Origin of the sequence: Streptomyces sp. NPDC020898, from assembly GCF_044333925.1 — a bacterium.
GTDB lineage: Bacteria > Actinomycetota > Actinomycetes > Streptomycetales > Streptomycetaceae > Streptomyces.
This window is the reverse complement of record NZ_JBIRRV010000021.1, coordinates 62,782-74,274: the sequence shown is the minus strand read 5'-3', so window position 1 is coordinate 74,274 and position 11,493 is coordinate 62,782. Positions and strand designations below refer to the sequence as shown.

The 11,493-nt window shown below is 70.2% G+C and carries 8 protein-coding genes; 1 reads left to right on the top strand and 7 read right to left on the bottom strand.

The window, feature by feature from the left end; genetic code table 11:
• Positions 1 to 69: 69 nt before the first annotated feature.
• On the top strand, positions 70 to 2,508 hold the full coding sequence (locus tag ACH4TV_RS41075) for a SpoIIE family protein phosphatase (protein ID WP_398406473.1): 2,439 nt from the start codon (positions 70 to 72) through the stop codon (positions 2,506 to 2,508).
• A 215-nt stretch (positions 2,509 to 2,723) separates the two neighbouring features.
• Here the strand turns inward: ACH4TV_RS41075 and ACH4TV_RS41070 are convergent, their stop codons facing one another.
• The 7 genes from ACH4TV_RS41070 to ACH4TV_RS41040 form a co-directional block, all read right to left on the bottom strand.
• Complete coding sequence (locus tag ACH4TV_RS41070; RefSeq protein ID WP_398406472.1) at positions 2,724 to 3,710, bottom strand: NADP-dependent oxidoreductase; 987 nt, start codon at positions 3,708 to 3,710, stop codon at positions 2,724 to 2,726.
• A gap of 164 nt (positions 3,711 to 3,874) precedes the next feature.
• Positions 3,875 to 4,987, bottom strand: coding sequence for an NADH:flavin oxidoreductase/NADH oxidase (locus ACH4TV_RS41065; protein WP_398406471.1), 1,113 nt, complete (start codon positions 4,985 to 4,987; stop codon positions 3,875 to 3,877).
• Positions 4,988 to 5,258: 271 nt separating this feature from the next.
• Positions 5,259 to 6,407 carry an XdhC family protein gene (locus ACH4TV_RS41060; protein ID WP_398406470.1) on the bottom strand — a complete coding sequence of 383 codons (1,149 nt, stop codon included), beginning with the start codon at positions 6,405 to 6,407 and terminating at the stop codon, positions 5,259 to 5,261.
• A 209-nt stretch (positions 6,408 to 6,616) separates the two neighbouring features.
• Positions 6,617 to 8,809 (bottom strand): xanthine dehydrogenase family protein molybdopterin-binding subunit, encoded by a 2,193-nt coding sequence (locus ACH4TV_RS41055; RefSeq protein ID WP_398406469.1) that lies wholly within the window; start codon positions 8,807 to 8,809, stop codon positions 6,617 to 6,619.
• Positions 8,806 to 9,786, bottom strand: coding sequence for an FAD binding domain-containing protein (locus ACH4TV_RS41050; protein ID WP_398406468.1), 981 nt, complete (start codon positions 9,784 to 9,786; stop codon positions 8,806 to 8,808). The genes ACH4TV_RS41055 and ACH4TV_RS41050 overlap by 4 nt, the downstream gene beginning before the upstream one ends.
• Before the next feature lie 12 nt (positions 9,787 to 9,798).
• Positions 9,799 to 10,449 (bottom strand): (2Fe-2S)-binding protein, encoded by a 651-nt coding sequence (locus tag ACH4TV_RS41045; RefSeq protein WP_398406466.1) that lies wholly within the window; start codon positions 10,447 to 10,449, stop codon positions 9,799 to 9,801.
• Between the two features lie 244 nt (positions 10,450 to 10,693).
• Complete coding sequence (locus ACH4TV_RS41040; protein WP_398406465.1) at positions 10,694 to 11,461, bottom strand: glucose 1-dehydrogenase; 768 nt, start codon at positions 11,459 to 11,461, stop codon at positions 10,694 to 10,696.
• Positions 11,462 to 11,493 lie beyond the last annotated feature (32 nt).

Below are 11,493 nucleotides of genomic sequence, written 5' to 3'. Positions count from 1 at the left end.
TCCCGAGTCACGTGCCGGAAAGCGGCGATGATCTCCGCGAGAGCGAGCTGAGCAGCGAGGGAGGGCCGCATGGCCGCCGACGAGGTGCCGGGGGCGTCCGCCTACGTCGTCGACGAGACGCTCAGTGCAAACGTCACCGTCGACGGACACGGCCTTGTGACCGGGTGGAATGCGGGGGCCGAGAGATTGCTGGGGTACTCGCCCACGCAGATCGTGGGACAATCCGCGGCTGGTCTGCTGGTCGAGGAGATCAACGAACCGGTGCTGCGCTCCCTCACACAGCTGCCCAGGTGGAACGGGCGGATCGCCCTCCGGCACCGCGACGGCCACCACCTGGAGGCCAAGGTCCTGGCACACAGAAGAGCGCTGGCCGACGGGCAGCGCGAATGGTTCCTGGTTTCCGCACTGAGAGGGCTGCGACCCCGGCCCGACGACAGCACACTCATGAGCTGGGACCATGAGCAAGTCGCAGGCTGCCACATGGCGGTGTACGACACCGGGCTGCGCATGCGCCTAGCCAACAAGGCCACCCACCGTGACGTGGCCCTCACTGATGACGACGTGCGCGGGCTGCGGGCTTCGGAGATCGTGGACCATCCGTCGATGGACAGGATGGAGCGGTCCATGCTGCGGGCACTGGAGACAGGTGAGCCGCAGACCCTGGAGATCTTCGGGAGTACCCCCAGCGAGGGCCACGAGCATGCATGGTCCGTTGTCCTCACCCCACTCAAGGACGAAGGCGGTCTCGTCCAGGGTGTAGGTGTGGCCATGCACGACATGACCGAGCAGCACTGGGCCCGAAAGCGGCTCATGCTGCTCGCGGAGGCCAGTAGGCGTATCGGCAGCACCCTGGACGTGACACGGACGGCTCAGGAACTGGCTGACGTGGCCGTCCCGGAATTCGCCGACTTCGTCAGCGTCGACCTGCTCCCCTCCCTTGACGGCACATATGAACCACTGCCGGAAACAGGCACGCCACCCGGCCCCGTCCCCCTGCTGCGCGTCGCGCACCGGTCCGTGAACCCGGGAACCCCCGAGGCGGTCGTCGCCCCGGGCCAGGTGGACAGTTACCCGGAGGGTTCCCCACCGGTCGAGAGCCTCCGGTCGGGACGCGCCCTGCTGCACGAGGCGAGCGACCCCGCGATCACCGAGTGGACGACACGTGATCGGGGCCGGGCCGCCCGGGTCCGCGACTTCGGCATGCACTCGGTGATGACGGTGCCCCTGACTGCCCGCGGCACGACCCTGGGCGTCGTCGTCTTCATCCGCCACCAGCACCCCGAGGTGTTCCGCGAGGACGACCTGCTGCTGGCCGAAGAACTGGCCGCCAGAGCGGCCGTCTGCATCGACAACGCCCGCCGCTACACCCGCCAACGCGCCACCGCGGTCGCCCTGCAGCGCAGCCTGCTGCCTCAGGCCCTGCCGACGCAGGCCGCCGTGGACGTCGCCTCCCGCTATCTGCCGGCCGGCGCCCGGGCCGGGGTGGGAGGAGACTGGTTCGACATCATCCCGCTGTCCGGCGCCAGAGTCGCACTGGTCGTGGGCGATGTCGTCGGCCACGGCATCCACGCCTCCGCCACCATGGGACGGCTGCGCACCGCCGTGCTCACCCTCGCCGACATCGACCTGCCCCCCGACGAACTGCTCACCCACCTCGACGACGTCGTCGCCCGCCTGTCCACCGAGGAGAAAGACGCCCCACAGCCGGACCCAGGGGCGGAGACCACCGGAGATGTCGGCGCGACCTGTCTGTACGCCGTGTACGACCCGGTGTCCCGCCACTGCACGATCGCCCTCGCCGGACACCCGGCACCCGTCCTGGTCACCCCCGACGGCACCGCGACCCTGCTCGACCTCCCGATCGGCCCCCCACTGGGACTGGGCGGACTCCCCTTCGAATCGACCGACATCGAACTGCCCGAGGGCAGCCTCCTCGCCCTCTACTCCGACGGGCTGATCGAGTCCCGCAAGCGGGACATCGACGTCAGCATGTCCCTCCTCTGCCAGACTCTGGCGCAGCCGTCCTCATCCCTGGACAACCTGTGCGCCGCTGTTCTGGTCGCCCTTCTTCCCGACCGTCCCTCCGATGATGTCGCCCTGCTCCTCGCCCGCACCAAAGCACTGGACAGCGACTGGGTGGCCACCTGGGAAATACCTGCGGACCCGGCCGCCGTCGCCCAGGCCCGCAAGAAGGCCATCGCTCAACTGGAGGCCTGGGGACTGGACGACGCCTGCTTCGTCACCGAACTGGTCGTCAGCGAACTCGTCACCAACGCCATCCGGTACGGCGCCCCACCCATACGGCTACGTCTGATCCACGCCCGGAACCTCATCTGCGAAGTCGACGACGCCAGCGGCACCGCCCCCCACATGCGCCGCGCCCGCACCTTCGACGAAGGCGGCCGCGGCCTCCTCCTGGTCGCCCAGCTCACAGCCACCTGGGGCACCCGCCAAACCACCGAGGGCAAAACCATCTGGGCGGAACAGGCCCTCCCCGTGAGCCCGTAGAGGCGCGCACTGACGATGAGCGAGTCCCGGCTGCTCTGTGCCACACGCGAAAGAGCACCGGGCCACGGCCCATACGGCGGTTGTGCCGATGATGCCGGTACCGGTGCTCTTCGAGCGGGCGTGGGCCCGGACTCGCATTCTTCGGCGCGGAACACCAGGTGGGGGTGGGCCAGCTGGTCGGCACCTGCCCGTACTGGTTGGTCCAGCCGGGCGGCTCAGGTGGCTGCTGCGGGCGGGAACTCGAGGACGAGCCGCCCCCGCAGGCCGCCCTTCTCGAGCTGCCGATGAGCCTCGGCTGCCTGGTGCACAGGCAGGGTTGCCGCGACTCGGAGGGTGAGTTCACCTGACTCGACCTGTTCGCGCAGCTGGGTGATGGCCGCCGTGTCGGTGACGCGTGTGCGGACGTTAATGGGATACACGGTGATGCCGCGGCCGGGATCGGCGTCCCAGAAACGCAGGACCGCGATCTGGCCGTTGTCGCGGATCGCCGGCGTGATCCGCTCGTGCAGCATGGCGCTGTCCGCGACGGCGTCGACTCCACCGGGCACGGCGTCCAGCACGCGCTGTGCGATGTCGTCGCCGCGAGCGATGAAGATGTCGGCGCCGCGGGAGCGCAGCCACTCCTCATCCTGCTCGGAGGCCACCGCGACGACGCGCAGGCCCTGCGCGGCGGCGAGCTCGACAACGTAGCCGCCGACGGCACCGCCGGCTCCGGTGACGGCCAGTGTCGAACCGGGGGCGAGCGCGAGGAAGTCCAGGACGCACCGGGCGGTCAGCGCGTTCATGAGAAACGAGGCGGCCTGCGGGAACGTCGTCCCGGCAGGCTGACGCGTGACCGACGAGGCCGGCAGGACGACGTACTCGCTGTAGCCGCCGTGACGGCCGTGGTTGTTGACGATGCCGATCACCGGATCGCCCTCGGACAGTCGGTACGTGGATCTGACGTCGTCTGCGACCTCGTCGAGCGTTCCCGCCACGTCCATGCCGGGGATGAAGGGAGGTTCGAGGTCGCGGTACCACTCGGCGAGGGAGCCGTCGCGGAGCATGACGTCGGCCGGGTTCACCCCGGCGGCACGCACCCGAACCCGCACCTCACCAGGACCGGCGTGCGGCTGTGGCAACTCGACGGCGTGCAACACCTCCGGGCCGCCATAGGTTCGGACGCCGATCGCCTGCATGGACGAGGGCTGCGGTGCGTGCATGAACTGGGTGTTCCTTTCCGGGGGTGCCGATGGTCGGCTCAGGCCCGCCCGCGGCGGGCAGGGAGCGTGAGGACCGTCTTGCGATGTTGATGGCGAAGTGCCGACCGGCGGGGGCCGTCGTGGCGCGACGCGGGTCATGTGCTGGTGTGGCGGGTGCCGTTCTCTCAGCGCTTGCTGCTCCGTCGTACGGCGTAGCCGTACTGCTCGGGCCAGCGGGGCTCGGCGCCGAGTTCGAGGGCGGCGTGCTGGGGCCAGTAGGGGTTGCGCAGCAGTTCGCGGCCGAGGAGGACGGCGTCGGCCTGTCCGGTGGCGACGATGTCCTCGGCCTGGGCGGGGTCCAGGATCAGGCCGACGGCGCCGGTGGGGATGCCGGTCGCCGCACGGGCTTGGGCGGCGAAGGGGACTTGGTAGCCGGGTGCGACGGGGATGGTGGCGTCGGCGACCATGCCGCCGCTGGACACGTCCAGCAGGTCGACGCCGTGCGCGCGCAGTTCCTTGGCGAGGCGGACGGTGTCGTCGCTGGTCCAGCCCTCGCGGTCGTCCTCGGGGTTCTCGGTCAGCCAGTCGGTGGCCGAGGTGCGGAAGAAGACCGGCAGGTTCTCGGGCCACACCGTGCGTACAGCGTTGACGACCTCCAGCGCGAAACGCAGTCGGTTCTCGAAGCTGCCGCCGTAGGCGTCGGCGCGGTGGTTGGAGGCCGGGGAGAGGAAGGAGTTGATCAGGAAGCCGTGGGCGCCGTGCAGTTCGACCACCTGGAAGCCGGCGGCCAGGGCGCGTTTCGCCGACTCGGCGAAGTCGTGTACCAGTTGCTGGATCTCGTCCAGGGTGAGCTCGTGGGGAGCGGGCCGTCCGGTGAACGGCTCCGGGCTGGGGGCGACCGGCTGCCAGCCGCCCTCTGTCTGGGATAGGTGCCCGCCGGTGAGCCAGGGCTTGTCGACGGATGCCTTGCGGCCGGCGTGCGTGAGCTGGATCGCCGGGACCGAGCCGTGCGAGCGGATGGCCGCGGTGATGCGGGCGAACGCCTGTTGCTGGCGGTCGTTCCACAGGCCCAGGTCCCAGGGGGTGATGCGCCCGTCGGGTCGTATCCCGGTTGCCTCGGCCATCACCAGACCGGCGCCGCCGGCAGCCCGGCTGGCCAGGTGGGTGAGGTGGAAGTCGGTCGGCACCCCGGTCTCCGGGCCGTCGGAGGCGGCGGAGTACATGCACATCGGGGATGTCCAGACGCGGTTGGGGATCTCGAGGGACCGCAGGGTCAGGGGGGTGAACAGGGCACTCACGGATGGTTCCTCATTGGTTGGGTCATGTCGGCCTCGGGCGGCCAATACCTTGGGCGGTTGGGGGTGCCGCATCTCTTCGGATCCGGGCCGTCAGGGCGGGCGAGCGATCCAGTGCGGTGTGCGGGCCGGAGAACCATCGCTGGCCTCGGCTCATTTGCAGCCGAGAGGCATTCCGTGTCCCGGTGAGCTCCTGCTGCCGGGGGCGGCCACACCGAGGGAGCAGCCGCCTGCCAATGGCGGGCACCCCCTTTGCGGTGCGACGGTCGGGTCGTCACGCGGCTGTTCGTGCGGCCGGTGAAAGGTCGCCCGAGGCGGGTTGGTGGATGGGTCCGGTGCTGTGGGAGAGGGGCCGGCCGGTGCGGTCGTTGGTGTGGGCGATGATCTCGGCGGTGATGGAGATGGCCGTCTCCTCGGGGGTGTGGGCGCCGAGGTCGAGGCCGATCGGGGAGCGCAGGCGGGTCAGTTGGTCGTCGGGTACGTCGGCTTCGCGCAGGGCGTCGAGTCGGTGGTCGTGGGTGCGTCGGGAGCCCATGGCGCCGACGTACCCGACCGGGAGGTCGAGGGCCAGGCGTAGGAGGGGGATGTCGAACTTGGCGTCGTGGGTGAGGACGCAGACGGCGGTGCGGGAGTCGACTTCGGTGTGTTCCAGGTAGCGGTGGGGCCAGTCGACGACGACTTCGTCGGCGTACGGGAAGCGGGCGGGGGTCGCGAAGACGGGGCGGGCGTCGCAGACGGTGACGCGGTAGCCGAGAAAGGCCCCGGCCTGGCTGAGTGCGGCGGCGAAGTCGACCGCGCCGAAGATCAGCATGCGGGGGCGGGACGCGTGGGTGTGGACGAGGACGGACAGTCGGTCGGGGCAGGTGTCGGCGTCGCCGCCGACCTCGACGAGGCCGGTGCGCCCGGCGCGCAGCAGTGCGCGGGCCTGGGCCACCACCGCCCGGTCCTCGCGCGCGCTGCCCAGGGTTCCGTAGTGGGCGCTGCCGTCGCCGAACAGGCAGAGCGTACGGCCGACGAGTTCCTCCGGGCCATCGACGATCTGGGCCACGGCGGCAGGACGGCCCGACACCACCTCTTCCAGGGCGACAGTGAGGTGGGGTTGGGCCGTTGGCTCCACCCGCTGTACCAGGACTTCGATTTCGCCACCGCAGGTCAGGCCAACGGCGAAGGCGTCGTCGTCGGAGTAGCCGAACCGGGCTCGTGCGGGGATACCGCCGTCCGCCAGGACCTGTTGGCACAGTTCGTACACGGCTCCTTCCACGCAGCCACCGGAGATGCTGCCGACCGCCGTGCCGTCTGCGTCGACGGCGAGGGCGGTGCCGGGTGGCAGGGGTGCGCTGCCGCTGACCTCGATGACGGTGGCGAGGGCGAAGGGGCGGGCCTCGCGGCACCAGTCGTGCAGCGTGTCCGCGATGTTCAGCATGGGTGCCTCCGTGGGGGACGGCGTGCGTGCGACGACGGCTTGGTGGGTGTGCTTGGGCGGGCCGCCGCCGTGTCGTCGGGGGACGTGACACGGCGACGGCCCCGGGGCCCGGCGGCGGGGTCAGGTCCGCCGCCGGACGGTCGTGAGCACCCCAGGCGACCGGCGCCCTACGACACAGGACCGCCCGGGGGCTCGTCTCGGGCCTCGGCTCAGAGCAGGGCTTCGGCGGTGATGGGCAGTTCGCGGACGCGGCGGCCGGTGGCGTGGAAGACCGCGTTGGCGATGGCGGGCGCCACGCCGATGAAGACGACCTCGCCGAGTCCCTTCACGCCGATGGGGTCGGCATGGAGGTCCTCACCGCCGTCGAGGAAGATCCCCCGCAGGTCGGGGATGTCGGCGTTGACCGGGACCATGTAGTTGGCCAGGTCGGCGTTGACGATCCGGCCGTCGCGGTGGTCGGTGACGGTGTGTTCGAGCAAAGCCTGGCCGATGCCGCCGACCATGCCGCCGAGGGCCTGGCTGTCGGCGAGCTTGGGGCTGATGATGCGGCCCGCGTCGAAGACTCCGAGCATCCGCCGCACTCGGACCAGCCCGAGGCGGGCGTCGACGGCAACCTCGACGAAGATCGCACCGTACGTGTACATGGAGTGCCGGGCCTCGCCCGGAGTCCAGGTGCCGAGGACTTCGAGGTGGGTGCGGTTGTTGCGGGCCAGAAGCTGCCGGTAGGTCTCTCCACGTGCCGGGTCGCGCTGAATGTGCAGGCGTCCGGCGCGGACCACGATGTCGTCGGCGTCGGCGCCGTACAACGGTGAGCGCCGGTCCTCGACGGCAAGCTTGATCGCCTGCAGCCGTACCTTGTCGCAGCCGTCCTGGACGGCGGAACCGACGTTGGTCATGGTCTGCGAGCCGCCGTGGGGCGGGGTCGGCGGCATGGTGGAGTCGCCGAGCCGGAAGGTCACGTTGCGCATGGTCAGGCCGAGGGCGTCCGCGGCGACCTGGGTGTGGGAGGTGTAGGTGCCAGGGCCCATGTCGCTGGTCGCGGCCTCGACCAGGGCGGTGCCGTCGGCGTCCAGCCTGACGCGGGCCTGGGCCGCGTTCCGCAGGACGTCGTAGGTGCCGGCGGCCATGCCGGTGCCGATCAGCCAGTCGCCGTCGCGGGTGGAGCGCGGCCGCGGGTTGCGGCGGTGCCAGCCGAACTCGCGGGCGCCGACGGTGTAGCACTCGCGCAACCGCCGGGTGGAGAACGGCAGTTGCTCGGCCAGGTCCTCCTCCGGCTCGTTGCGCTGGCGCAGCTCGATCGGGTCGATGCCCAGCTCGTGGGCGAGTTCGTCCATCGCCGACTCGATGGCGAAGCCGGCCGTGGCGAAGCCGGGGCCGCGCATCCAGATGGGCGTGTTCACGTCCAGCGCCACGGTCCGGTAGTCCTGGCTGACGTGGGGCGCGCTGTAGAGCATCTGCCCGGTGTGCAGGACCCTCTCGGTGAAGTTCTCGTACGTCGAGGTCTCGGCCTTCAGGTCTTGGACCATGGCGCTCACCCGGCCGCGCCGGTCGCTGCCGAGGCGCACCCGGTACTCGTACGAGGGCCGGTAGCCCACCCCGAAGTACAGCTGCCTGCGGGTCAGCATGAGCTTGACCGGACGCCCCGTCTCGCGGGCGGCGAGGGCTGAGATGGTGATGTGGGGCCAGGCGCGTATCGCGTTGCCGAACGCGCCGCCGACGAACGGGGAGATGACATGTACCGAGTCGTTCGGGATGCCGAAGACTGCGGCGATGTCCTTCTGCGTGCCCTTCGGCCACTGGGTCTTGTCCCACAGGGTGAGCTTGTCGCCTTCCCAGCGGGCGATGGTGGCGTGCAGTTCCATCGCGTTGTGATGGGCGCGGGCCTGCTGGTAGGTCGCGTCCACCTTCACGGGGGCCGATGCGAACGCCTTGTCCGCGTCGCCCCGCGCGTAGGTGACGGGTTCGCCGGCCGGTGCGGAGGTCATGTCGGTCGACGTCTTCTCGGCGTCGTAGCGGATGTTCACCAGCTCGGCCCCGTGCTGGGCGGCCTCCAGTGTGGTGGCGACCACGACGGCGACCGGCTGACCGCGGAAGAGGACCTTGTCGTCCTGGAAAACCCGCAGCTGCCTGCCCGGCGGATCGAACGACTCCGGGTTGCCCCGGTAGGGCAGCACGGGCGCGTTGAGGTGGCTGATCACCTTCAGTACGCCGGGCTGGGCGAGGGCGGCACGGGTATCGATGCCGGTGATGCGTCCGCGGCCGATGGTGCTGTCGACGATGACGGCGTGAACGACGCCTTCGATGTCGTGCTCGGCGGCGTAGGTCGCCTTCCCGGTCACCTTGAGCCGGCCGTCCACGCGGGACAACGGCGCTCCGACGGCCGATTGGGGCTGCGGGCTCACTTGGTACCTCCTACGATGCGCAGCTGGCGCTCGACGGTGCGGGTGAGGAGTTCGACCTTGAAGCGGTTGTGCTCCAGTGGGCGGGCCCCGTCGGCCGCCCGCTTCGCGGCCTCTGCCCACAGGGACTGCGAGGGCCGCTCGCCAACGAGGTGCTTCTCGACGGCAGGGAGCTTCCAGGGCACGGTGCCCACGCCTCCGGCGGCGACCTTCGCCTCCCGGATCACCCCGCCCCGGATGTGCAGCGCCACGGCCGCCGAGGTCAGCGCGAACTCGTACGACTGCCGGTCACGCACCTTCAGGTAGCCGGACTTCAGCGGGCGCGGAAGGGCGGGGATCTCCACGGCGGTGATCAACTCGCCCTTGCGGAGGGCCTGTTCACGGTTCGGGGTGCTGCCCGGCCGCAGCAGGAAGTCGGCGAACGGGATGCTGCGCGCGCCGTCCGGGCCGAGCAGGTGCACGTTCGCCTCCAGCGCGGCGAAGGCCACGGCCACGTCGGAGGGGTGGGTGGCCACGCAGTCGGTGGAGGTGCCGAGGATCGCGTGGGTGCGGTTAAAGCCTTCGAGCGCCGCGCAACCCGAGCCCGGCTCACGCTTGTTGCAGGCCGCCGTCACGTCACGGAAGTACGTGCAGCGGGTGCGCTGCATGATGTTGCCGCCGATGGTCGCCATGTTGCGCAACTGGGCCGACGCGCTCAGCTCCAGCGCCTGCGAGATCACGGGGTAGGTGGCGCGGACCTTGGGGTGGGCGGCGGCATCGGCCATCCGCACCAGGGCGCCGATGCGCAGGCCCCCGCGGCCCGTGACGGATATCTCGCCCAACGGCAGGTCACTGATGTCGACGAGGGTTTCGGGGCGTTCGACCGTCTCACGCATCAGGTCGACCAGAGTGGTGCCGCCGGCGATGTAACGTCCGCCGTCGCGGCCTGCGTTGACCGCCGCACGAGTGTTGGAGACCTTGGTGAAGGAGAAGGGATACATGGTGGCCCGGCCTCATTTCCCTTGGGCGGTCTGCTCGACCGCGCGCACGATCTTGACGTAGCAGCCGCAGCGGCAGATGTTGCCGCTCATCCACTCCCGGATCTCATCCTTGGAGCCGGTGTGGCCCTCCTGGATGCAGCCGACGCCGGACATGATCTGTCCGGGCGTGCAGTAGCCGCACTGGAAGGCGTCCTCTTCGATGAACGCCTTCTGCAGCGGGTGCAGTTCGTCACCGGAGGCGAGGCCCTCGATCGTCGTGACCTCGGCGCCTTCCAGCCGGACGGCCAGCGTCAGGCAGGAGTTGACCCGGCGCCCGTCGACCAGCACCGTGCAGGCTCCGCACGCCCCGGCGTTGCAGCCCTTCTTCGAGCCGGGCAGGTCCAGGTGTTCGCGCAGCAGGTCGAGGAGCGAGGTCCGGTTGTCGACCGTGACGGTGTGCCGCTTGCCGTTGACGGTCAGCGAGACGCGACTGCTCGGTGGTGCCTCGGCGGCGACCGCCTCCCCGCCACCCAGGGGCGACCCGGTGACCAGGCCCCCGGCGACGACAGCACCCCCGACCGCGGTGGTCGTCGCGATGAACGAGCGCCGGGACGGTGCCGAAGGAGACTCGGCAGAGGGATCGGTGGGGGGAGGAACAGCTGACTCGGTGAGTTCAGTGGACATCTCTACGCTTTCGGATCGGCGGAAGGTCGAGGGCCTGACTCGTCGGAGTGCCCGAAGGCAGAACCGGTTCGTCTCAGCCCGTCTGGCTGGTCACCACTGGGGTGAACAGCGGTCCCGTACTGGTCAGTTGCGATGAAAGATGTGGCGGCAGAACGTGAGGAATTCCGCCGACCTGCCGAGACGCGCGGTGCCGGTCGTACGTGGCGGTCCGGCGTCGTTCGTCAGCGTGTGGGAGGGCGTTCGGTCAGTGAGCGGTGAAGCCGCCGTCGACGGGGAGAGCGACACCGACCACGAGGCTGGCCCCCGGACTGCACAGCCAGAGAACGGCTGCGGCGACCTCGTCCGCGCGACCCAGCCTTCCGATCGACTGCTCTTTCATGATCTCCGCCATGGCGTCGGCCTGGCTCTCGAGCATGCCCGCGGCCATGGGAGTGTCGATCACTCCGGGGCACACGGCGTTGATCCTGATCCCCCTGGGGGCGTACTCGACGGCAGCGCTCTTGGTCAGCCCGATCACGCCGTGCTTGGACGCGTGATAGGCCGCGCGTTGTGGCATACCCAAGAGCCCGCCCAGGGACGAGCAGTTGACGATGGCACCGCTGCCCTGCTCTCGCATCTGGCGAAGCTCGTGCTTCATGCTGGCCCAGACGCCGCGCAGGTTGACCGCGTTCACGTGGTCGAAGTTCTCGGCCGGCTCGTCGGCCGCGTCACTGGGCGGTACCTGCACACCGGCGTTGTTGAACGCCATGTCCAGACGGCCGAACGTCGTGACCGCGCGTTCCACCATCGCGGCCGTCTGGCTTTCGTCCGTGACGTCGCAGACAACGCCGATCGCCCGGTGGCCCGCCGAGGTGAGTTCCTCGGCCGCGCTCTTCACGGCCTCCTTGCCGACGTCCGCCAGCACGACGGCTGCTCCGGCCTCGGCGAAGGCGCGGGCCGTCGCGAGTCCCATGCCGGACGCCGCGCCCGTAACGAGCGCCACCTTGTTCTCGAAGTCGTAGGTCGGGTTCATGGTGTGTGTCGCTCCGATCAACGGTCGGCCAA

Excerpts from the sequence above, each read along its gene's own strand:
- ACH4TV_RS41075 (WP_398406473.1), top strand. The coding sequence starts at position 70 with ATGGCCGCCGACGAGGTGCCGGGGGCGTCCGCCTACGTCGTCGACGAG.
- ACH4TV_RS41070 (WP_398406472.1), bottom strand. The coding sequence starts at position 3,710 with ATGCACGCACCGCAGCCCTCGTCCATGCAGGCGATCGGCGTCCGAACC.
- ACH4TV_RS41060 (WP_398406470.1), bottom strand. The coding sequence starts at position 6,407 with ATGCTGAACATCGCGGACACGCTGCACGACTGGTGCCGCGAGGCCCGC.
- ACH4TV_RS41050 (WP_398406468.1), bottom strand. The coding sequence starts at position 9,786 with ATGTATCCCTTCTCCTTCACCAAGGTCTCCAACACTCGTGCGGCGGTC.
- ACH4TV_RS41045 (WP_398406466.1), bottom strand. The coding sequence starts at position 10,449 with ATGTCCACTGAACTCACCGAGTCAGCTGTTCCTCCCCCCACCGATCCC.
- ACH4TV_RS41040 (WP_398406465.1), bottom strand. The coding sequence starts at position 11,461 with ATGAACCCGACCTACGACTTCGAGAACAAGGTGGCGCTCGTTACGGGC.